We start from the raw sequence: 24063 nt of genomic DNA, 5'->3' as shown, positions 1-24063 counted from the left end.
TGGGATCGATTCCGTCGGCGGCACGGGCACATCAGCGGACCGGATCGGCGGCCCCCGGAGGCCGTTCGGCCAGCAGTCGGACCAGGGCGTCGGCGACCTGCTCCGCGCCGGCCGTGCCGACCGCGCTGGTCAGCGCCGTCCAGTCGGTGCCGGAATGGTCGGTGGCCAGGCGCCCGAGCTGCTCGACCAGGGCCTCCCGTACGGGCGTCGCCGCCCGGTGGCGGCCGAGGTCGGCGGCGCGGGCGATGCCGCCGTAGATCAGGTCGAGGGCCTTGCCCTCGCCGTGGGCGCGCAGTGCCAGTGCCTCGTCCTCGTCGAACACCTCCTTCGGCCAGCGCACGCGGGCGTCGGTGCCCAGCGCCTGGCTGTGGAAGCGGCCGTTGAAGATCTGGCTGAGGTTCTGCGGGGGCAGACAGATGGTGGGTGTCCCGAGCCGGCCCGCCTCCAGCAGGGTGGTGAGGCCGGGGGAGGTGAGCAGGACGTCGCACTCGGCGAGGCGGCGCAGGAACTCCTCGTGGGGCAGGGCACCGACGGTGGTGGTGGCCGGGTGGGCGCAGGAGTCCACCAGCTGCGCGGCCAGCCAGGCGGGCAGATTGCCCGCGATGTGCACCTCGGTGACCCCGCTCGCGGTGAGCGCCTCCAGGGCCGCGGGCAGCACGAGCTGGGGATAGCTGGCCCAGTCGGTGAGTTGGGGCGCGCGCAGCCCGCCGAGGCTGAGCAGGGCGCGCCGGGGGTGGGGTGTCGGCGGGCTGCCGCGGGCGGCTCCGCCGTCGGCGATCACGGCGTCCACCCAGCGGAGCCGGTGGACATCGGCCAGCACCCGGGCACCCTCCGGCGGCAGGGCCACGCACCGCTGGGCGCAGTAGACCTCGGTGTCCAACGGGAGGTCGGGGCGGTCGCCGTCCGTCCAGAGGAACGGCAGGCTGTCCACGAACACCACCGGGACCCCGCAGGCCCGAAGCGCCTTCGCCAGGCCGCCGTCCAGCACCACCAGCGCCGCCTGCACGCGCTGCGTCCGGACGATCCGGACCAGTTCCTCCGCCGACCGGTGCTCCGGCAGGTCGAACCAGCGCTCCACCGGGTGCTCGGCGAGCACCGGCCTGCCCAGCCCCGAGGCCAGCCCGATGAATCTCAGCCGGTCGCCGTCGCGGCCCCGGAGGGCGGACAGCACCGCGCTCAGCTTGCCGGAACTGCCCCAGCCGAACTCGACCCCGGCCACGGCGACCGTCCGGGTCTCCGTCCTCGCCGTCATTCTGGTCGTCATCCGTACCAACTCCCCCGCCCGTTCCGGATTTTTCAGTCGTCATTTCCTGTCGTTCCGTATTCGTACCAGGCGCGAGATCGTGGATCGGTTCGACTACCTACGGAAAAACGAAAGCTAACCACCCCACTAGGTGACATTGTCCTTCGGTGAATTGACGACGGGCAGTCAATCTGATGTATGCGCAACATGCGGGCAGGAACGTGCCTGCGCCCGATGACCGAGGCGGCGGGCTGCAATGGGCGCCCATCCGAATCCGCGCCCAGCCGTATCGATCCCCAGGAGGGCCACCAGATGGAACAGTTGGCGGACGACACCGATCCGGTCCGCGTGCTGGACACCTCCGGCACCGACTACCGGCGGGCCTTCGACCTCTTCCTCGCCGGCACCGACGAGAAGCCCCGGACCCACGCCCGGCTGACCGAGGTCGCCACCGGTCTCCCGCACCGCCGGGTCCTGCTGGACCTCGGCGCCGGCGACGGCCGCACCACCGCCCACCTGGCCCGGTACTTCGACCGCACGATCGCCGTGGAACCGAGCGCCGCCATGCGGGAGAAGCTCGGCGCCGCCTGCCCGGGCGCCGTCGTCCTCCCCGAACCGCTGGACCGCGCCGAGCCGTCCGAGCCGGCCGACCTGGTCCACCTCTCCCACGTGCTCTACTACGTCCCGGAGCCCGACTGGCTCCCCACCGTCACCCGCGCCATCGAGTGGACGGCCCCCGGCGACACCCTGCTGGTCGTCCTGCAGAACCCCGAGAGCCCCTGCATGAGGATGGCCGCCCACTTCACCGGCGTGCGCTACGACCTGAGCGCTCTCCTCGACGGCCTGCGCGCCCACCACCCGGCCCACAGCTACGCCTTGGAGACCCTCGACCTCCACTACCGCACGCCCCACCTCGCCGAGGCCGTCGACGTCGCCGAGTTCATGGTCAACGTCGCCGACCTCGCCACCCTGGACCCCCGCCCCACCCGGGCCGCCCTCACCGCCTACGTCCGGGAGCACTTCGCCCAGCCCGACGGCAGCTACGCGATCGGCCACACCCAGGACATGCTCACCGTCCGGCGCGCCTCGGGCGCCCGGGCCTGAACTCCCCGGTCCGGCGGGTTTCGGAGGCCGGTGTCGCTCGGTCGGGTGGCGGTCACCGGGCCTGGCGGGGTCTACCGGCCCGGCGCGGCATCCTCGATGGCGGAGAGCAGGCGGGTGTGCACGGCGGTGGCGACCGCGCGGGTGGCCGGGTCGGGGTCCTGCAGCTGAGGGGCGATCAGTTCGGCGGCCGCGGCGAGGACCGGCACCGGCACGGTCGCCTCGCGCAGGTGCAGGAGTTGGGAGGCGGCCCGTTCGCCGGGCGTGGCCCTGGCGCGGGCGTCGGGGATCAGGGCGGTGAGGCCCCGGGGAAGCGGCTGAGTGCTGGTCACCCGTCGTATTCTTCCGCGCCCCGGGCGCCCCGGGCGCCCCGCCGACCGTCCCGGGCGGTCACGGGCCGCTCGCTGCGCTCCGGGAGGCGCTGGCCGTCGGCGCGGCCGGTCCGAAGGTTCCCGGTGTTCCCGGCGCGGCCGGTCCCGCCGTTCCCGGCGTGTCGGTCCTGGGGGTTCGGTCCTGGGGTTCCGAGTGCGGTCCCGGGGGTTCCGGGTGTGGAGGTGCGGGAAAGGTTTGGCGGGACGCCCGGGAAATCTTGTATCGTTCTCCGCGAATCATCCAGAGGGGTGGAGGGACCGGCCCTACGAAGCCCCGGCAACTCCCCGTCCGACCCGGCGTCCGAAGTACGCGCCGTGCCGTCCGGGGTCAGTGCCAACTCCGGCCTGTCGCCAACGTGGCGCGGGGAAGATGAGGAGACACGGTGCTCTCTGTGCTGTCCTTCGTCCGGGCGCTTCCCGCCCCGGCCCTTTCGCGTACCCATCTCGTGTCCGGCGCAGGCATTCGGCCCGCTTCGCAGGCCCGTCCTCGCTGACCGCCCCGCTCCCATCCCCACCGGAGCGCCCGTGAGCCGAACCCACCCACGGCCACGGGATCTGAGACTGGAGTACCCGTCCATGGAGAACACGAGCGGTGTCGGCGTGCTCGACAAGATCACCTCGATCCTCGGCACCCTGGAGGCCGGACCGGCCACCCTGGCCGGCCTGGTCGACGCCACCGGCCTGGCCCGGCCGACCGCCCACCGGATCGCCGTCGCACTGGAACACCACCGCCTGCTCGGGCGTGACCTGCAGGGCCGGTTCGTCCTCGGGCCGCGGCTCACCGAGCTGTCGGTGGCCGCGGGTGAGGACCACCTGCTGACCGCCGCCGGCCCGATCCTCACCCAACTGCGCGACGTCACCGGCGAGACCGCCCAGCTCTACCGCCGGCAGGGCGAGGTCCGGGTCTGCGTGGCGGCGGCCGAGCGGCTCTTCGGCCTGCGCGACACCGTTCCGGTCGGCCTGGCCCTGCCGATGAAGGCCGGGTCCGCCGCCCAGGTGCTGCTCGCCTGGGAGGAGCCCGAGCGCCTCCACCGGGGGCTCCAGGGCGCCCGCTTCACCGCCACCGCCCTCAGCGGGGTCCGGCGCCGGGGCTGGGCCCAGGCCGTCGGCGAACGCGAGCCCGGCGTCGCCTCCGTCGCCGCACCCGTCCGCGGACCGGGCGGGCGGGTGGTGGCCGCCGTCTCCGTCTCGGGGCCGATCGAACGGCTCACCCGGCACCCCGGCGCCCGCCTCTCCCAGGCGGTGGTGGAGGCGGCCGGCCAGCTGAGCGAGGCGCTGCGCCGCCCCTGATCTGCCGGCCTGCGACCTGCGACGGGGCGACCTGTGACGGTGCGCCGTGGTCCGGTACCGCGGTGCACCGCTCCGTCGCGGAGCTCAGGCGGGCGTCAGGAGTCGCCGGGGACGGTGAACCGGTAGCCGGCCGTGCGGAGCCGTGGCAGGTAGCGGTGGACGGCTTCGGCGGTCTGGGAGCGGTCGGCCGGTCCGCCCGGGGCCGGGACGAACTCGGGTGTGAGGCAGCCGTCGTGGTTGAGGACGATCGAGCCGGTCCGGGCCTCGGTGAGCACCCGGTCCACGATCACCTCGGTGCCGGGGTTCGACCAGTCCTCGGGGTCGACGGACCAGGAGACCGGGAGCAGTCCGAGGTCGGCGCAGACGGCCAGGCAGGCCGGGGTGAAATGGCCGCCGGGGGCCCGGAACAGGACCGGACGGCGGCCGGTGGTGGCGGCGAGGAGGTCGCCGGTGCGTGCGATCTCCGTCCTGATCGCAGCCGCGGACAGGCCGTCGAAGCGCGGATGGGACCAGCTGTGGTTGCCGATGCGGTGGCCCTCCTCGGCGACCTGGCGGGCCACCTGCGGATACTTCTCGACGTTGGCGCCGAGCATGAAGAACGTCGCGGTCACGCCGTACTGCCGCAGGACCGCGAGGATGGCGGTGGTGGCGAACGGGCCCGGGCCGTCGTCGAAGGTCAGTGCCATCGTCATCGGCCCGGCGTGCACCGACTGCTGGGGCTCGCGCGGTCGGCCGGTCCCGCCCGGCGCATCGGCCCCCGTCCTGCCCGGAGCCGGCGGGAGGGCCCGTGCGGCGCCGGCGGTCGTACCCGCACCGAGCACCTGGGGCAGCGCGAGTCCGGCGGCCTTGAGCAGCGGACGGCGTGCGAACACGCCCTGGTGAACGGTCATTGCCGCAGTATGGGCGCGCCGCTCCGGAGCGCGGCCGGGGACACACCGGACGGCCTTCGCCACCCAGCGGGCGAAGCGCCACCCGGGGGCCGACCGGACCGCAGCGGCTACGGCCACGGCCACGGTTACGCCTACGGCTGCGCCAGCGCCGTCCACAGGTCGGGCCGCTCGAACCCCAGCGCCCAGAGGCCGGTGTTCCGCACGCCGTGCTTCCGCGCCACCGCGACGTGGGCGGCGGCGCCCCTGGCGTCCTGGTACCAGACCTCGTGCTTCGCGCCGCCGCCGTCGGTGTAGCCGAAGTGCGGTGTGCCGGAGACTTCGTCGAACACGTAGTCGGCCCCGCGGTCCTGCCGCAGCGCTTCGGCCTCCGTCTGGGTCACGTGCTTGGCGCGTTCGGCGGAGCCGAGGGTCCAGTCCCAGCCGTAGGCGGGCAGGGCGACCTCCAGCTTTCCGCGGGGCGCGACGGCGGTCGCGTAGTCGAGGAACTCCTCGTACCAGGCGAGCGAGGACAGCGGCCCCGGCTCGTCCGTCGCGTCGTGGAGGTTGTAGCCCATGATGCGGATCCGGTCGGCGACCCGGCCCAGGTGCGCGTAGTCGTAGGCTCCTCCGCTGTCGTGGGTGCGGGGCATCACCGTGATGACGCACTGCTGGTTCCGGGCGTGCAGGCGGGCGCAGAGTTCGCCGGTCAGGGCGTTGTAGCCGATCCGCACCCGCTCCCGCAGCCCTTCGTCACCGGTCTCGGCCATGCGCTCGTAGTCCAGGTCGAGGCCGTCGTACCCGGCGCTCCCGGCGATCTCCATGAGCGCGTCGACGTGGGCGGCGCGGCGGGCCGGGTCTTCCAGGAGTTCTGCCATGGCCGTGGCGTCGGGGGTCTCGATGACGGTGGGCACGACCTTGATCCGCTTCTGGTGCAGCCGGTCCACGGTGCGCCGGTCGCCCGCGCCGGAGTAGCCGCCGATGGCGGTGTCGGAGCTGGCCTCGTACCAGAAGGGGCTGACGGTGTGGAGTCGGGAGGCGTGCTGCAGCGCGTCCTCCAGGGCGGCCTCCCCGCCCCACCAGGGCAGCCAGGCCGATGCCGTCCGGGCGGGGCGGTAGGCGCCGGCGGCGCTCCCGGCGGTGGCGGGGCAGGCGACCAGGGCGAGGGCGGCGAGGACGGCACCCGCGGCGCGGACGGGTGAGGGGAGCGCGATCGTCATGGCGGCCATCCTCCACAGCCAGTGCGGCGAGCGCGCCCGCCCCCGCCGACCCGACACGGCAGGCGACCGAACGGCCCACCGGGGCGGCCGTCCAGGACCGACACGCGGGGACGCCGCGGACCTCTGCGGGGCGCGGTCGCGTGTTAGAACTCTGGGGGCCACCGGAGCGCGGGTGAGGTCAGCCCCCGGCGCCCGGTCGGAGCCGGCACGCCGGGTGTCCTCGCCCGCAGAACCGACCGCACGACCGGGCGGACTGCGCCCATCAGACCCTCGTCCTGGGCCCGGGCGGCGAGCACTACGACGTGCTGTGCAGCTTCAGGGTCCGCTGAAACCGGAGTGGTGGCTGTCATCGTGAGACCCGTCCTGGGCGTCCTGTCCGCTTTGCTCGCCGCCGTCTGCACGGCCCCGCAGGTCGCATCGGGCGCGGCCCTCGAAGCGCCGGGCGACGGCCGACAGATCCGATTGCAGGAGCAATTCGCCTCGGCGGCAGCGGAGTTCGGAGTTCCGGTGGGAGTGCTCCTGGCGCTGGCCTACCAGGAGAGCCGCTGGGAGTCCCACCAGGGCAGGCCGAGCACCACGGGGAACTACGGGGTCCTGGGCCTGACCGACGCCGACCTCGCGGCAGCCCGGGGCAAGGACTCGCCCGCGCTGCACACGCTGCGCGCCGCGGCCGCGCTGATCGGCCGCCCGGCCGAGGAGTTGAGGCGCGACACCCTGCAGAACCTCCGCGGCGGCGCCGCCCTGTTGGCGTCGTACCGGCGTGCCGGCGCGGGCCCGGCAGGTGGCGGGCCGGGCGACTGGTACGGGGCGGTGACGGCCTTCGGGAGGGGCGCCCCGGCCGGCGGGGGAGCGGACGGCGGCGACGACGGCCGCCTGCTCGCGGACCGGGTGTTCGAGACCCTGCGCACGGGCGCGGCCCGGACCACCGCCGAGGGTGCCCGGATGCGACTGGCCGCCGACCCGGACCTCGTGCCGCCGGACCGGCCCCGACCGCCGTCGCGCCGAGCCACCGGGCCGGCCGCCGAGTGCCCCGAACACCTCGACTGCGAGTTCGTGCCCGCCGCGTACGCGCTGATCGATCCCAAGGACCCTTCCTCGTACGGCAATTACAACCCGGTCGACCGGCCGGCGGACGGTCTGCGGATCCACCACATCGTGGTGCACGACACCGAGGGCAGCTACACCTCGGCGGTGGACACCTTCCAGGACCCGCGCGAGCAGGTCAGCGCGCACTACCTCGTGCGCGCCTCCGACGGCCATGTCGTGCAGCTGGTGCGCACGCGGGACATCGCCTGGCACTCGGGCAACAAGACCGTCAACATGCACAGCATCGGGATCGAGCACGAGGGCTTCGCGCTCCCCACCGACCGCCCGACCTGGTACTCGGAGCAGCTGTACCGCTCCTCCGCGGAGCTGGTGCGCTACCTGGCGGAGCGGTTCGGGATCCCGCTGGACCGGCAGCACGTCATCGGCCACGAGGAGGTTCCGGCGCCGACCCAGGAGGCGGTGTCCGGCATGCACACGGACCCGGGCCCCTTCTGGGACTGGGACCACTACCTGGAGTTGCTCGGCGCGGCGCTCCCGACGAGCCCCGACCAGGGTCCGCCGCGCCCTGGCGACACCGTGACCATCGCCTCGGCCACCGAGGAGACCGGCCGACCGTCCGCACCGGGCGCACCAGGCGCACCGCCCACACCGCCCGCACCGGGCGCACCGGGCGCGAACGGCGAGCCGCGCACCATCGTCCGGCTGCACACGGGACCGTCCGCCGACGCCCCGCTGGTCAACGGGGGGAGCGCCGCGCTCGACGACTGGAGCGACACGGCGGTCACCGGCGCCAGCTACGTGGTCGCCGACCGGACGGGGGACTGGACGGCGATCTGGTACGACGGGCAGAAGTGCTGGTTCCTCGACCCGGGCGGCCGCCGGACCCGCCGCGACCGGTGGCCCGCCGCACCGTCCGGTCCCGGGGGAGGAACGGTCGCTCGAACGCTGCTCGCACCGAGACCGGGGCTGGAGACGGTCCCGGTGTACGGCCGTGCCTACCCCGAGGCGTCCGCGTACGCCCCGTACCCGGGCATCGAGCCGCTTCCGGTGGTGCCGCTGCGGGCGTCCATCGCCGCCGGTCAGGCGTACGTCGCGGTGGACGGCACGCCCCGGCCCGCCGACTTCTTCCAGCAACGCACCATCAACGGGAGCGTGCCGAACGACCGGACCCTGGTGGTCGGTCAGGACACCTACTACACCATCCGCTTCAACCACCGGCTCGCGTTCCTCCGGGCCGCCGACGTCCAGGTGCTCCCGCCCGCTGCGGGGGCGGGGTGAGCGGGAGCAGGGGCCGGTGGTGGGACGGAGCAGGCCGGCGGGGTGAGCCGGAGCGGGGCCGGTCGTGGGACGGTGGCCGCGACCGGCCCGGCGGCGCTACGGGGCCGGGGCGTTCAGGAGGGTGCGGAGGTCCACGATGCGGTAGCCCCGGGCGTGCACGGCGTCGATGATCTGCGGCAGCGCCTGCGCGTCGAGCACCGGGCCCTGGCCGTCGAGCGAACCGATGTGCATCTGCACGATCTCACCCGGCGCGAGCTCGTCCAGGGCCCGCTTGACGGCCTTCTGCACGGTCATGCCGCCGGCGGTGCCGAGGTAGCCGTTGGTGTCGGTGGTCCACTCGACGTCCGCGAAGCCGAGGGCGTTGACCTCGGCGATCTGCCCCGGGGTGGTGTCGCCGTAGGGGAAGCGGAAGAACGGCAGCGGCTCCGCACCGGCGGCGGCGCGGATCGCCCGGTCGGCGCGTTCGACCTCCTCCCGGCGCTCCTGGCCGGTCAGGGCGGCGAACGGCGGGTGGCTGTAGGAGTGGTTGGCGACACCGTGCCCGGCCGCCACCATCGACCGGACCGCGGTGGGGTGGCGCTCGGCGAACTGGCCCGTCGGGAAGAACGTGGCCGGCGCCTGCTGCTGTCGCAGCACCTTGAGGACGGTGTCCAGCCCGGTCTCGTCCCAGGCCGCGTTGAACGTCAGCGCGACCACGCGCTCCTCGGTGGGGAGCCGGCGGACCTCCGAACCGTACAGCCAGGCCACCGACCGCGGCCCGCGCGCCGCCCGCAGGGACGCGGCGGCCTCCGGTGCGGTGCCCGGGCGGGCGGACGGCAGGAGCGAGCGGTCCGGACGGTCCGGACCGGCGACGGGACGGGCCACGGTGGGACGGGTCGTAGTGGGGAGGGCGGCTGCGGGGAGGACGGCGGTTCCCACCCAGGTGAGGATCACCGTCGCGGCGACCGCGGAGGCAGCAAGAATGCGCATGCCCCAAGGTAAGGGGGCCATCGGCAACTCCCTTGGGAGGCGCGGCGGAGCGAGCGGACAGGGCCTGGAATGCCGGGTCGGATCGCACGGCCTCACGACCTTCGGGCATCGACCCGCGGCCGGAACGTGGACGGCGTCGTCAACGGCATCCTGTCCACGGCCGACCAGCAGGTGGAAGCCGAGGGCCGGTCCGGTGGTCGTGGTGGGTGTTACGCCCCGGCCTCCTCGTCCAGGAGGGCGGCGAACCGGGCCAGCGGGTCCCCGGTGAACGGGCGCAGCGCGGGGGCGAGCAGGCGCGCCCCGGGGAAGCGAAGGCCGCCGAGGAAGGCGAAGCGGGTGGTGCGGCCGGACTCCGGGCGGGCCGCCATCCCGCCGAGGACCAGGCGGCTCTGCATCAGGCACCAGCCGGGGGCGAGGTCGATGCCGAAGGTGGCCCGGAGGCGGGAGTGGCCGTGGATCCGGGCCTGTAGCGAGGCGGTTCGGAGCAGCGCGTCGTCGGCCGGCCCGGAAGCGGAGAGCCGTACCGTGCGGACGTCCGGGATCCACAGCGGCATCGTGCGCTCCAGGTCCTGGGCGAGCGCCCAGACCTGTTCGAACGGCGCGTCCAGGACGGTCTCGCCGATCCGCGCCGCTCCGGGCGCGGTCGCGGCGATCACGTGCAGCCGCCGGACCGGGTCGAAGTCGGCGACGGGCCATTGGGGCTCCTGGGGCTCCTGCGGCTCCTTCGGCTCCTTCGGCTCTAGCGGCACCGGAGGCATCTGGGGCATCTGCGGCTCCTGCGGCGTCGGGGTGTCGGTCACTGGTGCCACGCCTTTCGGAAACTGAGCCGGGCCCGGGACAGCCGGGACTTGACCGTCCCGGGAGCGACCGCGAGCAGCGCCGCGGTCTGTCGTTCGTCGAGGCCCTCCAGGTCGCGCATCAGCAGCACCGCGCGGTGCTCGGGGGAGAGCCGGGACAGCACGTCGCGGATGTCCGCGCCGAGTTGGGGGTCGCCGGGCGCGGGCACCTCGCCGAGTTCGGCGGGCCGCGAGCGCGCCGCCCGGGTGGCGTACCGCACCGCCTCCCGGACGGCGATGGCCCGCACCCAGCCGAACAGGGCGGCCGGTTCCTCCAGTTGGCGCAGCTTGCGGAAGACCACGATGAGCGCCTCCTGGGTCGCGTCCGCGCCGTCCTCCAGGGCGATCGGGCCGCAGAGCCGGCGGACGTACGGGGAGACCAGGTCCAGCAGCCGGCCGACCGCGAGTTGGTCGCCGCCCTGGGCGGCCCGGACCAGCTCGGCAAGGCCGGGCGGTGGCTCCTGCATGGTGCGCTCTCCGCTCTCTCCGTCGACGGGCAAACGAGGGGGTCCGTGGAGGGAGGCCTCGGGAGGGCGAAAGGTTCCACGCGGTTTCCGTCCGGCGGCAGTGTTCCTCGTCACAGGAACGGATCGTCGGGCGGGGGGCTCCTCCGGGTGTCCAAGCGTCCTGACACTCCACGAGGTGACGGCAATGAAGACGGCAATGAAGTCGGCAATGAAGACGGCAATGAAGTCGGCACTGCAGACGGCAACGAAGTCGGCAATGAAGCAGTCGACGGGGAAGCCGACGAGGAACCGCGGCAGGGCCACCGCGGTCGGCGCGGTGCTGGCGGTGGACGGTCTGGTCCACCTCTACTGGGCCACCGGACGGACCTGGCCGGTGGACGGCACCGTCCGGCTCTCCCAGCTGGTGCTCAACACCCAGGTGCCGTTCACCCCGCAGGTGCTGGTGCCGCTCGCCGGGACGCTCCTCTCCGGCGCCGCGCTGGTGTTGGCTCAGGGCGGACGACTGCCGGCCCTGGCCGGCCGGCTGCCCGCCTTCCTGCCGCGCTGGGCGAGCCGGGCGGTGGCCGCCGGACTGCTCGCCCGCGGCGCGGCCGGACTCGTCTGGGTGACCGGCGCCTGGGCGGACCCGGGGGACACCTTCTACTGGCTCAACCTGCTGGTGTACACCCCGCTCTGCCTGCTGCTCGGCCGGGCCGCCTGGCAGCTCTCGGCGGCGGATCCGGCGGCGGTGGTCGCCCCCGTGGACCGGCCGGGGACGGTGCGGGCCTGACCTCCCGAACGAGGACGGCGCCCCGCGGCTCCCCGAGCCGCAGGACACCGTCCGTCCGCCGGGTGCGGCTCAGCGCCGCAGGTGCTGGACGGCGCGCGCGGTGGTGGCGGGCGCCGCGGCGTGCGCGGCCGGTGCGCTCGGCACGCCGGCGGCGGGGCTGCGCAGGGTGCCGGGCTGGAAGCGGCCGCTGTACACGTCGGTGGAGTTCAGCGGGGCGGCGCTGTTGGCGGTCACCAGCACCGGGCGCACCTGGCGGCCGTCGTTGATCAGCGCCTGGTAGTCGCCGAGGAAGTGGCCCCCGGCGTCGGGGGCCTGGAGCCAGTCGAAGACCGGTGTGATCTGCCGCTCGACCGGGCTGTCCTCGCCGCCGCGCGGGAAGCTGAGCAGCCAGGCGGCGGTGGGCAGGGTGGTGGTGTTGCCCGGGGTGAGGTAGCGCAGGTCGTAGTAGCTGACGGCGACGGTGCCGTCGGCGGTCACGGTGATGGACGGGGTGAACGCCGGGGAGCCGGGGGCCTGGTTGAGCCGGGTCGGACCGCTCCAGGTCCGGCCGCCGTCCGTGGAGTGCACCAGCTGGATCGCGTCGTACCGGCCGCCGGTGGACTCCGATCCCTCGTAGGCGAGGTAGAGCTCGCCGGACGTCGGGTCGATGGCCACGCTCGGCAGGCCGGCGCCGGCCCGGAGGGACTTGGAGGCGTCGGCCGGCGCGTTCGGGTCGACCTCGGGGACGGAGGTGTCGGCGGCCACCCGGACCGGTTGGCTCCAGGTGCGGCCCTGGTCGGTGGAGCTGACCATGCCGAAATGCACATCGCTGACCGTCGTGGCGGTGGCGTCGGTGAAGGTGATCCAGTCGAAGAAGTCGTAGAGGGTGTCGGTCCGCGGATCGACCACGATCTGGTTGCCGATGGTCTGGGTGTTCGGCGTCGTGCCGGTGATCACGAAGGGCTTCGCCGGGGACCAGGTGCGGCCGTGGTCACGGGTGACGGAGAGGTAGCCCGGTCCGTCGAAGACCGGCGTCGGGCCGGCGGCCTGGTCCACCCGGTCCCAGACCTGGTAGGCGACGCCCGGGTGCACCGGGTCGGCGGTGACGGCGTTCTTGTCGTCGGTGATCGCCGGGTCGTCGTCGGCGATCAGCTCGGTGACGTGCTGCCAGCTGCGTCCGCCGTCGGTCGAGGTGGCGGCGGCCACGGCACCGCGCGGCGTGGTGGCGTCGAAGACCAGGGCGCTGGCGTAGGCGGTGCCGTCCGGGCCGAAGCTCACCCAGCCGTCGGAGGCCCGCTGGTAGGCCAGCCCGCCCGGCGCGCAGTGGGTGAACGGCAGAGCGGTCTGGGTGAAGTGCACGCCGTCCGTGGTGTAGCTCGAACTCAGGCCCCGGGCGCCGCCGTTGGACCAGCGGTCCTGTTGGTAGATGGTGATCGCGTTGGCCGGGTCGAGCGGGTTGGCGGCGGCGTACGGTTCGTCCTCGGCCGCCGGGGAGTTGGTGCCGGGGCCGTCGGCGGCGAGGTCGCAGGCGGCGTACGGATCGCCGGGTGAGATCAGGGCGAGCGGCGCGCCGGCAGTGGTCGCGCCGGCAGTGGTCGCGCCGGCAGTGGTCGCGCCGGCCGGGGCGCCGCCGGTGAGGGAGGCGAGGACGAGGGCCGCGGTGGCGAGTGACGTCCTGGCGCGGAACTGCATGGAGACCCCCATGGTCGTCGGCGGGAGGTGCCTGGTGTCCGGGGTGGTGTGGTGTCGCTCCGGTGCCGAACGGGAGCTGACGTCCGGTCGGGCGGGCGAGTCTATCCAGCCTCGGGGGGCGCGCCAACGATCCGCGCGCGCTCCTTACCCTGTCCGCACCATTCATCGTCACCAGGTCGCTGACCTGCGGTGATCCCCTCGCCGTCGGATTGCCGCCCGGCCGTTCGACTCTCCGGACGCCGCTCGCGCGGATATTCGGTTTGCGGTGTCGCACCCCCGTTCTAGGGTGCTCCCGACCCCGAACTGAGAGAGAGTCCGTTGAGCCAAACCTTTCGCGTCGACCTGCGCGGGATCGTCGACCTCCTGAGCCACCACCTCTACACCAGCCCGCAGGTGTACGTCCGCGAGCTGCTGCAGAACGCCGTGGACGCGATCACGGCCCGGCAGTCGGGCGACGCGGGCGCGGCGTGGCCGGACGCGCGGATCGAGCTCACGTCCAGTGACGCGAGCGGCGACGGCTCACTGACCATCAGCGACAACGGCATCGGCCTCGACGAGGCGCAGGTGCACGAGTTGCTGGCGACGATCGGGCGCAGCTCCAAGCGCGACGACCTCGGCTTCGCCCGGCACGAGTTCATGGGCCAGTTCGGCATCGGCCTGCTGTCCTGCTTCATGGTCTCCGACGCCATCGAGGTCACCACCCGCCGGGCCGGCCGGCCCACCGTGCGCTGGCACGGCCGCTCGGACGGCGCCTACTCGGTGGAGCCCGCGCCCGCCGACGAGCAGCGCCCGGAGACCGGCACCACCGTCACCCTGCGGCCCCGGCCCGGCTGCGAGCACCTGCTCACCCGCCGGGCCGTGACCGAACTGGTCACCCACTACGGCGCCCGCCTCCCGCACCCGGTCACCGTGGACGGTGCCCCGGTCACCGGCGGCCCCGCCCCCTGGGACCGCCCCGAGGGCGAGGGCGAGCCGGCCCGCCGGGCCCGCCTGGAGGCGTACTGCGAGGAGGTCTTCGGCTTCACGCCCTTCGACGTGATCGACGTGGCCGCCGCCGAGGCGGGCCTGCGCGGCGTGGCCTTCGTCCTGCCGATGCCGGCCAACCCGGCCGTCCCGGCCGCGCACCGGGTGTACCTCAAGCAGATGCTGCTCTCCGAGCGGGCGGAGCGGCTGCTGCCGGAGTGGGCCTTCTTCGTGCGCTGCGTCGTCGACACCTCGGAACTGCGGCCCACCGCCAGCCGCGAGGCGCTCTACGAGGACTCGCTGCTGGAGGCGACCCGCGACACCCTCGGCGACCGACTGCGCGGCTGGCTGGTGCGGTTGAGCCGACAGGAGCCCGCCCGGCTGCGGTCCTTCCTGCGCGTCCACCACCTGGGCGTCAAGGCGCTGGCCGTGCACGACGAGTCCATGCTGCGCCTGGTCGCCGAGTTCTGGCCGATGGAGACCAACGTCGGCCCGCTGACCCTCACCGAGTTCGCCGAACGCTACGGCCTGCTGCGCTTCACCCCGCTGCTGGACGAGTTCCGGCAGCTGGCGCCGGTCGCGGCCGCGCAGGGCCTGGCCGTGGTCAACGCCGGCTACGTCTACGACGCCGAACTGATCGACCGGCTCGCCACGGTGGACCGCGCCCTGGAGGTCGAGCAGCTGCGCGCCGCCGACCTCACCACCCACCTGCAACGCCTGGACGCGGCCGAGGAGCGGGCGATCGCCCCGTTCCTGGCCGTGGCCGACCGGGTGCTCGACCGGCTCGGCTGCGACCTGCTGGTCCGCTCCTTCGAGCCGTCCGGGCTGCCCTCGCTCTACCTCCTGGACGAGGACACCGCCTTCCAACTGGACGTCCAGGGCGCCCGGGAGCAGGTGGACGACACCTGGGCTGCGATCCTCGGCAGCTTCCAGGCCGACGCGCCGACCAGGCCCCGGCTGGTGCTCAACCACCGCAACCCGCTGGCCCGCCAGGTCCTCGCGCTGGCCGACCCGGAACTCCAGACCATGTGCCTGGAGGGCCTCTACGCCCAGGCGCTGCTGCTCGGCCACCACCCGCTGCGCCCGGCCGACACCGCGGCGCTCAACCAGTCCTTCCTCGGCCTGATCGGCCGGGCCGTCGCCGGAGGCGCGCGATGAGCCGGACCGAGCAGGAGCTGCGGCAGCTCTACAACAGCACCCACGGAATGCCCCGCGGGGCGGCGAAGTTCGCCGCGCTGGAGGAGGTGATCCGGCACGCCGACGCCCTCGGGCTGGTCGAGTTCGCCTTCGAGGTCCGGATGTCGGCGACCTCGGTGTTCCACCACAGCTGGGTGCCGGAGAAGGCCTTCCTCACCTTCTCCTGGTGTCTGGCCGCCTACGACCGGGAGCCGCACCGCTTCGGCTCCGGGCACGAGCGCAGCCTGCTGTGGCAGTTCAAGTGGATGGTCTCCAGCGTCTACCAGTTCCCGGAGATCCCGCTGCAGCGCGGCACGGACCTGCTGGACGACATGGAGCGGCGCTACCGCCGGGGCGGCCACAGCATGCACGCCGTCCTCCAGCACCGCGGCGACGCGGCGCAGTACGTCGGCGACTTCGAGCGGGCGCAGGGCTACTACGAGGAGATGGCGCTCACCCGCCGGGACGCCCTCTCCGACTGCGCGGGCTGCGTGCCGAGCAGTCAGGTACGGGCCCTGGTGGCGCTCGGCCGGGACGCTGAGGCGATCCGGGTCGGGGAGTCCGCGGTGATCTTCGGCTGCACCGAGCAACCGCAGCTGATCCACTCCGAGCTGCTGCTGCCGTTCGTCCGCTCCGGCCTGGGCGAACGGGCCGTCGAGGCGCACCGCGCCGCCTACCGGCGGATCCGCGACAACCCCCACCACCTGGCGGAGTTGGCGCTGAACCTGCTGTTCTGCGTGCACACCGGCAACCTCGGACGCGGACTCGACCAGATCGAGCGCCACCTCTGCTGGCTCGACCGGCCACGCACCCCGCTGACCGAGATGGAGTTCGCCGCGGCCGCCGTGGCCGTCCTCTCCCGGAGCCAGGAGCAGAGCGGCGACGACGGCGGAGCGGTGCTGCGCTTCCCCACCGCGGACGGCAAGCGCCGCCCCGACGCCCGCGCGGCCGACCTCGCGGTGGAACTGCGCGAGCGCGCCCTCGCCATCGCGGCGCGCTTCGACGCCCGCGACGGCAACAGCCACCAGAGCACCCGAATACGGGACTTGATGGCCGCCGGCCCGATCGGCGAACCCCTACCGCTGTCGGTCTTCGAGCGCGACCTGAACTCCCGGGTCGGGGCGCGCGTCCAGCGGCTGGTCGACCAGGTCGCGGCCCGGACGGCCGCCGGCGACCTGGTCGGCGCGGCCCGCGCCAGGGCGGCCGCCGCCGAGGTGCTGCTCACCGACGAGCAGTACGCCTCGGCCGCGGAGGCCGCCGAGGAGGCCGTCCGCGAACTCGACCGGCTCGGCCTGGCGGTGGACGCGGCGGCCTGCCGCTGGCTGCTGGCCCGTGCCCAACGCCTGGACAACCTGGGCGGCTCCGGTATCCGGGTGCTGCACGACATCCTGGACGCGGACCCGTGGGGGCAGCAGCCGGGAGACACCGCTCCGGCCACGCCGCTGCCGCCGCGCCCGGAGGTCGAAGCCACCCTCGGCACGTGGCTGGCCTACGGCACCGAGGGCGCCACCTGGTCCCTCAGCGCAGCGCGCGGCTTCGCGGCCGCCGGGCGGGAGGAGGAGGCGCTGACGGCGCTCGGCTCCGCGCTCGCCCAGCACCCGAACGCCGACACCGAGCCCACCGGCACCGATCCCACCGACGGCGAGCCCACCGACGGCGTGCTCGTCGACGGCCTTCTCGCCGACCTGCTGGGGGAGACCCGCGCGGTCCTCGGCCGACTGCTCGGCGAGTCCGGTGCGCCCGTCGCTTCCGGCGAAGGACCGGCCGCGGGCCGCCTGAGCGACCAGGCCGTCTCACCCACCGTGGCCATCCTGATCGGCTACGCGGAGCACCTGGACGCGATCGGCCGGCTGGAGGAGGCCGCCGACCGGCTGCGGACGGCCCTCGCCCTGCTGGACGCGCACCCGGCCACCGAAGCCGCCGACCGCCGCGGTGGTGCGCTCACCGGCCTCGGCCACGTCCAGCTGCGCCTCGGTGACGTGGCGGCCGCCGAGGAGGCGGCCCGGGCCGCCCTCGCGCTGCTGGAGGACCCGTACGAGTCCTGGGAGGAGGTCATCCTCATCGGAAAGGCCCTGCGGGCCCGGGGTGCCGAGGAGGAACTGGCCGAGCTGCTGGACGACCACGGCCTGGACCTGGAGGATCTCGACGACTGAGCCGACTGAGCCGACTGAGCCGACTGAGCCGACTGAGCCGACTGAGCCGACTGAACCGCATGGGGCCGACTGAACCGACCGGCCGGCCGGCCTCGGGCCCCCGCCGCCGTGCCGCCGCCCCCCCGGGCCCTCGGGCAGCGTGCGGGCTATCGCCCGCCCTCCCACAGGGCGCGCTCGACGGTCCGCAGGGCGGCGGCCGACTGTTCCCAGCCGTGCCACCAGAACAGCCCGCCGTCCCGGCTCGCCTCGGCGGCGAGCGCGGTCAGGTGGGCCCACGGGCCGGCCGGGATGCCGAACTGCGGCCGCTCGGCGAGCCGTTGGGCCGCCTCGGCGTCGACCGGGACCATGCCGACCAGCGGGAACGGTTCGCCGTCCGCCGTCCGGCCGGTGCCGAAGAGCATCGGGTGCAGGGTGATCGGGTCGAGCAGCAGGGTGAGTTCGGCGCTCGGTACGGCGTCCGGTCCGTCCTGCCAGCCGAGGCGCCGCCCGCTCGCCTCGGCCTTGGGCACGGGCTGTCCGTCGAGGGTGACCCCCTCCGCCGACACCCGCAGCTTCGCACCGCCGCCGCCGTCCGGGGGTGAGGGCAGCCGCAGCCGGTAGTCCCCGTACAGGCACGGCGGGACGTCCGGCAGTGCCCGGGTGAACGGGACGGTGACGCCGTCCACGTCGAAGCCCGTCGGTCCGATCAGCACCGCGGCCGTGACGGGTTCGCCGTCGACACTGACCCGCAGGCGCGGGACCGTGCTGGGGGCGGTGGGGGCCACGTCAACGCGCAGGCCGTCCGCGGTGCGGTACCCGCCGACCAGGTCGGCCAGCGGCGGGGTCTCCGGCAGCGGGTACTCCGTCAGGCAGACGGCGCGCCCGGTGACGCCGACGGTGCCGAGCAATCGGCGCCGGCCGTCGCGGCCGAACTCGGTCCGCAGCTCGCCGCGGCTGCCGTCCGCCTCGCGCCAGCGCAGCACGCCGCGCTCGTAGCGCGGGTCGGCGATCCGGCGGCCGTCGACGTGGACCCGGTGCCGGGGCGGGTCGCCCGCGCGGCCGAGGAGGTAGACGGACAGCTCGCCGTCCGGCGTGCCGTACAGGCCCGTCCACGGGTGGAGCGCCCCGGCCAGGACGGAGTCGAGGTCCTGCCGGATCGACGGCCAGCCCGCCGTGCCGTCCCGCAGCAGCTTGCGCGCCTCGGACTTGCGGGTGAGCAGGGTGCGCAGCCGCCCGGCCGCCTCCGGTGCGGGCCGCTGCCGCACGCCCCGGGCGGCGGCCTGCAGGGCGAGGTCCTCGCGCCGGGCCAGCAGGGCGCGCTCGGCCGCGCCGAGCTCCGGTGGCGCCCACTCGGCGACGGCCGCGGCCGGCTCCCGGACGTAGCGTTCGCGCAGCGCGCTGTCCTCGCCGAGGGCGAGCACGAAGCGGGCGCCGGGGGTGTCCTCCTGCCAGTGGAAGCCGGCCGGCACACGGAACCCGGCGAAGCCGTCCAGGGCGGCGAGTTCGCGCGGGCCGTACTCGTCGATGACGCGCAGCGGGCCGTCGGGCGGGCGGACGGTCTGGCCGGGCCGGAGCAGGCCGAGGCGGCGGAGTACCCGGGGGTCGGCCGGAGCGGCCTCGGTGGGCGCCAGGTACCAGGTGGAGGCGCTGGTGACGGTCCGTTGCACGGCGGGGTCGCGCAGGGCGGCGACGGTGTGCTCGGCGGTGACGGGGTCGAGGCCGCGGTAGCGGGCGCCGACGTAGTTGACCACGGTGTGGTCCGGCCCGTAGACCTCCTCCAGCCGGTCCAGCAGCACGGGCAGGTGGCGGTTGGTGAACCCGGCGCGCTGGTAGTCGAGTTCGCCGACGATGCCGACCTGCCAGAGCACCAGGTGCAGGCCCGGGTCGATCCGCCGGCCGCGGATCAGCAGGTCGGAGGCCTCGAAGGTCTGCATGCCGGGGGTGCTCGGGTCCACCCCGAGGTCGGCGCAGAGCACGTCCAGCGCGCTGATGCCGGGCCGCATCACGGCGCGGTGGCCCTCCCGGCGGGCGATCCGGACGGCGCGGTGGCTGGAGAGCACGAAGATGCCCGGGTGGCCGTAGAAGACCGCCGCGACCTTCCGCCCCGCGCGGACGAAGTGCAGGACGGCCTCGGACATCTGGACGTACGTCAGGTAGCGGTCCTTGGCGTCGTCGTAGAGCACGCCGAGGTCGTAGGCATCCGGCCGCCAGGCGTTGATCCGGACCACCGTGGCCGGGTCCGCCACACAGTGGAAGACGTGGTCGGCCTCGCGGAGCAGCCGCTCGTCGGCCCGGGTGAAGCCGGCCGCCTCGATGCCGGAGCCGAGGACGGTCAACTCGCCCAGCCGCTCGGCCGGTTCACCGCCGGGCGGGCCGGCGGCGGCGATCGCGCGGGTCAACTCGGCCCAGCGGGCCTCGTGTTCGCGTCGGGAGGGGAAGCGGTCGAAGGGCCGGGTGTAGCGGCGCGCGGAGTCCATGGGGTGGTGCGGGCCTCAGGCCGTCTCGGCGGCGTCGACCGCGCGTCCGTCGACGAGGTCGACGATCGCCTGGGTGACCTGCGGCGGCAGCGGGTCGATCAGCACCGGGGGGTCGAGCTGGACGTAGGTCTGCACGATCTGCGACGCGGGCTCCGCCAGGACCGGGCCGTCGAGGTCGAAGCGGATCTGGATGACCTGCGGCGGCGTCGGCTCCATCTGGATGACCTGCGGCGTGGGCTCCGGCGGGAGCAGCGGAGCACCGAAGGGCGGGAGCGCCGGGCCGGCGTCGCCGGCCAGGGCGAGGTCCATGTCCACGTCGATGTCCACGACGTCCGTGAAGTTCACGGCGTCCACGGCGTCGACGGGCAGGCTGCTTGCGGTCAGGGTGATCACGGCGGTCACTCGTCCCCTCGGGGCCACGGTAGGAGGCGGGCCCATGCTACTGAACGCGCGTTCGGTCGAACAGGGGCAACGAGGCCGGACACGTGACCACGATGAGCCCTCGCTGCCCCGGTCCGTCAGGCGACCGGCCCAGCACCGCGCGCGCTCCGCCGACCGGCCTGGTGAGCTGTGCCCGGAGCCGCCACCCGACCGGCCTCCCGTACCGCCCCAAGGAGGCCCCGTGCCGGACCCGACGACCTCGTACGCCGACCTGCGCGCCCTGGTGATCAACTGCACCCTCAAGCGCTCCCCGGAACGCAGCCACACCCAGGGCCTGATCGACGTCAGCACCGGCATCCTGGAACGCCAGGGCGTCGCCGTCGACGTCCTGCGCGCCGTCGACCTCGACATCGCCACCGGCGTCTGGCCGGACATGACCGAACACGGCTGGGAGACCGACGACTGGCCGGTCATCTACTCCCAGGTGATGTCGGCCGACATCCTCACCCTGGCCGGCCCGATCTGGCTGGGCGACAACTCCTCCGTGATGAAGAAGGTCATCGAGCGCCTCTACGCCTGCTCCTCGATCCTCAACTCCGAGGGCCAGTACGCCTACTACGGCAGGGTCGGCGGCTGCCTGATCACCGGCAACGAGGACGGCGCCAAGCACTGCGCGATGAACGTGCTCTACAGCCTCCAGCACCTCGGCTACACCATCCCGCCGCAGGCCGACGCCGGTTGGGTCGGCGAGGCCGGCCCCGGACCGTCGTACCTCGACGAGGGCTCCGGCGGCCCGGACAACGACTTCACCAACCGCAACACCACCTTCATGACCTGGAACCAACTCCACCTGGCCCGCATGCTGAAGGACGCGGGCGGCATCCCGGCTCACGGCAACCAGCGCTCGGAGTGGGACGCCGGCTGCCGCTTCGACTTCGAGAACCCCGAACACCGCTGAAGACCGTGGGAAGCGGGCGGTGGCCGACGTTTTGCTGCCCACCCCATCGCTTGATGGAGCCCCGTTCAGGTGCGGGACGGGACAGAACAGCGGTGCGCGCGCAGGTGAAGAGTGGTCCGGTTGTACCTCCAGCAGCAGTTGGCGCACGGTGGCGCGGTCGAGCCGGGGGACCTGGTGCAGGTCACCACAGGCCCAGCGCCACCGTCCTAGTCCGAGCTCCGAGCGCGCCCGGGAGCGCCGATCTGCCCCCTCGACCCGCGACAGCCACTGGGCGGGTGCTTCCCGATAGCCAGTTGGTAGACCGGGCCCGCGCGAACGGCACCCGGTCGAAGACCGTGCTGACCGAGGTTGGCCCGGTCGAGATCGAGGTTCCCCGGGGTCGCGAGGGCTCGTTCGAGCCGTAGCTGGTCCGCAAGCGGCGGCGGAGCCTGTCAGGGGTGGATGCGATGCTGCTTTCGCTGTCCGCCCGCGGGCTGACGCACAGCGGGACCTCCGCGCACCTGGCCGAGGTCTACGGCGCGGAGGTGTCCGAGCAGACCATCTCGACGATCACCGACCAAGTTGTCGAGGGTGTAGCGGAAGGTTCATGAAGGTGTCTCTCTTACCTGACCAAGGGTTGCCGGAGCCAGAATGACGGGGTGGGCGAGGAGGTTCTGAACGCTGACGAGGTCGCGGTAGAGCCGGGCGTGGGTAGGGAGGCGGGTGAGGATCCGGTGGAGGGCCCAGGCGCCCGATCGGATGGCTCTCGATCCGTGCTCCGGCCGCCAGGCGGTGTCAGCGAGCGAGGCGAGCAGCCAGGGCACGCGGACGAGGTCCGCGGCTTCGCGTTGGAACCTCCTGCCGAAGCCGGCCCGTCGGTGGTGGTGCATCAGGTTGCGCAGTGCCAGGGCTTCGAGGGCGGCGACGGTGAGGCCGTGTCCGTAGATCGGGTTGAGGGCGGCGACGGAGTCACCCAGGGCGATGACGTTCTCCGGCCAGGTGGGCATCCTGTGGTAGCCGTTCCAGCGGTTGTCCAGTCCTCCGTAGCGGTGAGCTCTGCCGATGGCTGTTCCTCCGTTGATGGACTCCACCGGATGGCGGTTGCGCAACGTCGAGGCGTAGGCGTGGAATCCCTGCTCGTCGTGCGGGGGGCGTGTCCCGTTCGCACCGATGAGGGTGACCAGGGTCTGCTGTCCCTCGATGGACTGGACGAGTCCTCCCCGCTGGATCGTAGGAGCGTAGGTCAGCTCCGCGGACATGTGCCAGTCGCCGGGCGGGACACCCTCGTAGCGGCGGGTGACGTAGGAAAGGCCGGCGAAGACCTGGACGACAGGTGGTGCGGGGTGGCCGGCCCGGACGAGCCAGTCGACGAGCCGCGAGGTACGGCCGGACGCGTCGACGAGCAGGTCGGCAGGGAACGTTCGACCGGTGGAATCGACGACGCCCATGGCCCGGTTGCCGGCCCACAGCAGGGTGGTGACGACGCCATGGACCAGTTCGACGGACGGCAGGCCGATGACCCGTCGGCGGATCGTTCCTTCGAGCAGCGCGCGGCTACCGGCTAGGTGCTGGACACCCGTGGCGCCCACCGGTGCCCAGCCGGAGGGAAAGAGGATGCGAGCGCCTTGCCCGAAGTCGAACCGGGCCGCACCGCGGTCCTGGAATTCATCACCGATGCCGGGGAACAGGGTCTCCAGCGTGGTGATCCCGCGGTGCAGCAGGCCGTGGGGATGGGGCGCCTGCGGGGCGCCCCGCCGATGGCCCGTCGGGTCGGGCCCCATGTCGCGTTCGATGACGGTGACGTGGGCGAAGGCGTCGCCGAGTACCTGGGCGGCCAGCAGGCCGGCGAAGCCTCCCCCGATGATCACGGCGTGTTCCGAGACTGGTCTCATCAGGGTTCCTGTTCGATTCTTGTCCGTCGTCCCGGCCCGCTCGCGCCCGGCCCGGGTGCGATGGCCTACCGGAGGTGCGGGGGCAGATCCACCGCGGAGGAGCCGGCGATCGCCGGGATGACGGCGTAGCTGACGGCCAGCACCAGGAAGCTGGTCTGGGCGACGCCGACGACGGCCAGTAGCGAGGCCCATGGGCGTGTCGAGGGGGGAAGCGTTCGCAGGCCCCGGAGGACGGGTGTCCCCCGGGGGCGCCGCTGGTAGTGGCAGAGCAGCGCGGGGATGACGCCGTACACCGTCGCGGCGATGACCATCGCGTAGACCGGGACCTGGTACCAGTGGCCGGCGAAGAGGGTCAGCCAGGGGACGGCCCGGGCGTAGACGTAGGCGCCGGTGAGGACCATCACGGGTTCGAGGGCGATCTCGACGGCCATGGCCGTGGCGAGGGCGGTCAGGAGCAGCCGGGCTCCGGAGAGCTGTGGGCGTCGACGTTCGGCCCGTTCGAGGACCAGGAGCGTGGGTGCGGCCCACAGCATGGCCTCGGCGAGCGCGAACCAGCCGACGAAGAGCGGTTGGGGGTGCGCGCCGGGAGGGGGTCCGTGCCAGCCGGGGACGGTGGGCCCCCAGTCGCCGGTTCCGATGAGGTACTTGCTGTAGGCGGCCACCTGGCCGCCGTAGTTGACCACCGGCATGAGCCAGAACGAGGTCAGGTACCCGATGAGCACCATCGTCTCGATGGCGAGGGCCCGTCGCCTCACACTGCGCAGGACGGACCACCAGACGCTGGCCACGACACCCGCGATGCTGAGGACCTGGTAGGCCTCCAGGGCCCACCTGCGCCGGGGTCCGGCACCGTAGGAGCCGGCGGGGAACCAGCGCGCACCGCCGATGGCCCAGCGGGACATCACCCATGCTTCCGCGGCCAGGAAGACGATCCCGACCGCGGCCCACGCGGTGACGGGGGCGCGCCACCACCGCGC

General features: G+C 73.8%; 19 protein-coding genes, 1 pseudogene and 1 riboswitch. Of the genes and pseudogenes, 8 read left to right on the top strand and 12 right to left on the bottom strand.

Annotated features, from left to right (window positions below; translation table 11 throughout):
* Positions 1-31: 31 nt before the first annotated feature.
* Positions 32-1264: a hydroxymethylcytosylglucuronate/cytosylglucuronate synthase gene (locus tag ACZ47G_RS17220; protein ID WP_465743449.1), complete on the bottom strand. Its 1233-nt coding sequence runs from the start codon at positions 1262-1264 to the stop codon at positions 32-34.
* Between the two features lie 291 nt (positions 1265-1555).
* Here ACZ47G_RS17220 and ACZ47G_RS17215 point away from each other — a divergent pair, with 291 nt between their 5' ends.
* Positions 1556-2347: a class I SAM-dependent methyltransferase gene (locus tag ACZ47G_RS17215; RefSeq protein WP_465743447.1), complete on the top strand. Its 792-nt coding sequence runs from the start codon at positions 1556-1558 to the stop codon at positions 2345-2347.
* A gap of 71 nt (positions 2348-2418) precedes the next feature.
* Here ACZ47G_RS17215 and ACZ47G_RS17210 read toward each other — a convergent pair whose 3' ends face one another.
* Positions 2419-2676 carry a hypothetical protein gene (locus ACZ47G_RS17210; RefSeq protein ID WP_465743445.1) on the bottom strand — a complete coding sequence of 86 codons (258 nt, stop codon included), beginning with the start codon at positions 2674-2676 and terminating at the stop codon, positions 2419-2421.
* A 273-nt stretch (positions 2677-2949) separates the two neighbouring features.
* Positions 2950-3092, top strand: a riboswitch (SAM riboswitch).
* A gap of 199 nt (positions 3093-3291) precedes the next feature.
* Here ACZ47G_RS17210 and ACZ47G_RS17205 point away from each other — a divergent pair.
* A complete protein-coding gene (locus ACZ47G_RS17205) occupies positions 3292-4005 on the top strand; it encodes an IclR family transcriptional regulator (RefSeq protein WP_465743443.1) in 714 nt (237 codons plus the stop codon).
* A gap of 95 nt (positions 4006-4100) precedes the next feature.
* On the opposite strand, the gene ACZ47G_RS17200 is transcribed toward ACZ47G_RS17205, so the two are convergent.
* Positions 4101-4895, bottom strand: a complete 795-nt coding sequence (locus ACZ47G_RS17200; protein WP_465743441.1) for a polysaccharide deacetylase family protein — start codon at positions 4893-4895, stop codon at positions 4101-4103.
* A gap of 131 nt (positions 4896-5026) precedes the next feature.
* The gene (locus tag ACZ47G_RS17195; RefSeq protein ID WP_465743439.1) at positions 5027-6091 is read right to left on the bottom strand and encodes a glycosyl hydrolase family 18 protein; all 1065 of its coding nucleotides are present in this window, start codon (positions 6089-6091) and stop codon (positions 5027-5029) included.
* Between the two features lie 507 nt (positions 6092-6598).
* Between ACZ47G_RS17195 and ACZ47G_RS17190 the strand changes: the two genes are divergently transcribed.
* Entirely contained in the window at positions 6599-8416 is a 1818-nt protein-coding gene (locus tag ACZ47G_RS17190; RefSeq protein ID WP_465743437.1) for an N-acetylmuramoyl-L-alanine amidase, read from the top strand.
* A 96-nt stretch (positions 8417-8512) separates the two neighbouring features.
* Here ACZ47G_RS17190 and ACZ47G_RS17185 read toward each other — a convergent pair whose 3' ends face one another.
* The 3 genes from ACZ47G_RS17185 to ACZ47G_RS17175 all read right to left on the bottom strand — a co-directional run bounded on the left by ACZ47G_RS17185 (position 8513) and on the right by ACZ47G_RS17175 (position 10688).
* Positions 8513-9385, bottom strand: coding sequence for a polysaccharide deacetylase family protein (locus ACZ47G_RS17185; protein ID WP_465743435.1), 873 nt, complete (start codon positions 9383-9385; stop codon positions 8513-8515).
* A 209-nt stretch (positions 9386-9594) separates the two neighbouring features.
* Complete coding sequence (locus ACZ47G_RS17180; protein WP_465743433.1) at positions 9595-10152, bottom strand: SRPBCC family protein; 558 nt, start codon at positions 10150-10152, stop codon at positions 9595-9597.
* A 29-nt stretch (positions 10153-10181) separates the two neighbouring features.
* Entirely contained in the window at positions 10182-10688 is a 507-nt protein-coding gene (locus ACZ47G_RS17175) for an RNA polymerase sigma factor (RefSeq protein ID WP_465743431.1), read from the bottom strand.
* 256 nt (positions 10689-10944) lie between these two features.
* Here ACZ47G_RS17175 and ACZ47G_RS17170 point away from each other — a divergent pair, with 256 nt between their 5' ends.
* On the top strand, positions 10945-11457 hold the full coding sequence (locus ACZ47G_RS17170; protein WP_465743429.1) for a DUF3995 domain-containing protein: 513 nt from the start codon (positions 10945-10947) through the stop codon (positions 11455-11457).
* Positions 11458-11526: 69 nt separating this feature from the next.
* Here ACZ47G_RS17170 and ACZ47G_RS17165 read toward each other — a convergent pair whose 3' ends face one another.
* The gene (locus ACZ47G_RS17165) at positions 11527-13128 is read right to left on the bottom strand and encodes a sialidase family protein (RefSeq protein ID WP_465743427.1); all 1602 of its coding nucleotides are present in this window, start codon (positions 13126-13128) and stop codon (positions 11527-11529) included.
* 318 nt (positions 13129-13446) lie between these two features.
* Between ACZ47G_RS17165 and ACZ47G_RS17160 the strand changes: the two genes are divergently transcribed.
* Together ACZ47G_RS17160 and ACZ47G_RS17155 are read left to right on the top strand one after the other, a co-directional pair.
* A complete protein-coding gene (locus ACZ47G_RS17160; RefSeq protein WP_465743425.1) occupies positions 13447-15249 on the top strand; it encodes an HSP90 family protein in 1803 nt (600 codons plus the stop codon).
* Positions 15246-17420, top strand: coding sequence for a hypothetical protein (locus ACZ47G_RS17155; RefSeq protein WP_465743423.1), 2175 nt, complete (start codon positions 15246-15248; stop codon positions 17418-17420). Before ACZ47G_RS17160 ends, ACZ47G_RS17155 begins: the two co-directional genes overlap by 4 nt.
* 146 nt (positions 17421-17566) lie before the next feature.
* Here ACZ47G_RS17155 and ACZ47G_RS17150 read toward each other — a convergent pair whose 3' ends face one another.
* On the bottom strand, positions 17567-19876 hold the full coding sequence (locus tag ACZ47G_RS17150; protein WP_465743421.1) for an SAM-dependent methyltransferase: 2310 nt from the start codon (positions 19874-19876) through the stop codon (positions 17567-17569).
* 15 nt (positions 19877-19891) lie between these two features.
* Positions 19892-20278 (bottom strand): hypothetical protein, encoded by a 387-nt coding sequence (locus ACZ47G_RS17145; RefSeq protein WP_465743419.1) that lies wholly within the window; start codon positions 20276-20278, stop codon positions 19892-19894.
* A gap of 220 nt (positions 20279-20498) precedes the next feature.
* Here ACZ47G_RS17145 and ACZ47G_RS17140 point away from each other — a divergent pair, with 220 nt between their 5' ends.
* Positions 20499-21215 carry a flavodoxin family protein gene (locus ACZ47G_RS17140; RefSeq protein ID WP_465743417.1) on the top strand — a complete coding sequence of 239 codons (717 nt, stop codon included), beginning with the start codon at positions 20499-20501 and terminating at the stop codon, positions 21213-21215.
* Positions 21216-21529: 314 nt separating this feature from the next.
* Positions 21530-21793 (top strand): annotated as a pseudogene (locus ACZ47G_RS17135) (transposase); the annotation flags it as partial.
* 6 nt (positions 21794-21799) lie between these two features.
* On the opposite strand, the gene ACZ47G_RS17130 reads toward ACZ47G_RS17135, so the two are convergent.
* Both ACZ47G_RS17130 and ACZ47G_RS17125 read right to left on the bottom strand, forming a co-directional pair.
* Positions 21800-23086 (bottom strand): FAD-dependent oxidoreductase, encoded by a 1287-nt coding sequence (locus tag ACZ47G_RS17130; RefSeq protein WP_465743415.1) that lies wholly within the window; start codon positions 23084-23086, stop codon positions 21800-21802.
* A 65-nt stretch (positions 23087-23151) separates the two neighbouring features.
* Positions 23152-23988: a spirocyclase AveC family protein gene (locus ACZ47G_RS17125; RefSeq protein WP_465743413.1), complete on the bottom strand. Its 837-nt coding sequence runs from the start codon at positions 23986-23988 to the stop codon at positions 23152-23154.
* Positions 23989-24063: the final 75 nt, after the last annotated feature.

The organism is Kitasatospora sp. NPDC030952 (assembly GCF_055571335.1).
Note: the sequence above shows the minus strand (reverse complement) of the source record. Positions and strands in the feature narration are given on the sequence as shown.

What these genes read in the sequence shown, in the direction of transcription:
- ACZ47G_RS17220 (WP_465743449.1), bottom strand. Translation starts at nt 1,264, where the DNA reads ATGACGACCAGAATGACGGCGAGGACGGAGACCCGGACGGTCGCCGTG.
- ACZ47G_RS17215 (WP_465743447.1), top strand. Translation starts at nt 1,556, where the DNA reads ATGGAACAGTTGGCGGACGACACCGATCCGGTCCGCGTGCTGGACACC.
- ACZ47G_RS17205 (WP_465743443.1), top strand. Translation starts at nt 3,292, where the DNA reads ATGGAGAACACGAGCGGTGTCGGCGTGCTCGACAAGATCACCTCGATC.
- ACZ47G_RS17200 (WP_465743441.1), bottom strand. Translation starts at nt 4,895, where the DNA reads ATGACCGTTCACCAGGGCGTGTTCGCACGCCGTCCGCTGCTCAAGGCC.
- ACZ47G_RS17195 (WP_465743439.1), bottom strand. Translation starts at nt 6,091, where the DNA reads ATGACGATCGCGCTCCCCTCACCCGTCCGCGCCGCGGGTGCCGTCCTC.
- ACZ47G_RS17185 (WP_465743435.1), bottom strand. Translation starts at nt 9,385, where the DNA reads ATGCGCATTCTTGCTGCCTCCGCGGTCGCCGCGACGGTGATCCTCACC.
- ACZ47G_RS17180 (WP_465743433.1), bottom strand. Translation starts at nt 10,152, where the DNA reads ATGCCCCAGATGCCTCCGGTGCCGCTAGAGCCGAAGGAGCCGAAGGAG.
- ACZ47G_RS17175 (WP_465743431.1), bottom strand. Translation starts at nt 10,688, where the DNA reads ATGCAGGAGCCACCGCCCGGCCTTGCCGAGCTGGTCCGGGCCGCCCAG.
- ACZ47G_RS17170 (WP_465743429.1), top strand. Translation starts at nt 10,945, where the DNA reads ATGAAGCAGTCGACGGGGAAGCCGACGAGGAACCGCGGCAGGGCCACC.
- ACZ47G_RS17165 (WP_465743427.1), bottom strand. Translation starts at nt 13,128, where the DNA reads ATGCAGTTCCGCGCCAGGACGTCACTCGCCACCGCGGCCCTCGTCCTC.
- ACZ47G_RS17155 (WP_465743423.1), top strand. Translation starts at nt 15,246, where the DNA reads ATGAGCCGGACCGAGCAGGAGCTGCGGCAGCTCTACAACAGCACCCAC.
- ACZ47G_RS17150 (WP_465743421.1), bottom strand. Translation starts at nt 19,876, where the DNA reads ATGGACTCCGCGCGCCGCTACACCCGGCCCTTCGACCGCTTCCCCTCC.
- ACZ47G_RS17130 (WP_465743415.1), bottom strand. Translation starts at nt 23,086, where the DNA reads ATGAGACCAGTCTCGGAACACGCCGTGATCATCGGGGGAGGCTTCGCC.
- ACZ47G_RS17125 (WP_465743413.1), bottom strand. Translation starts at nt 23,988, where the DNA reads ATGTCCCGCTGGGCCATCGGCGGTGCGCGCTGGTTCCCCGCCGGCTCC.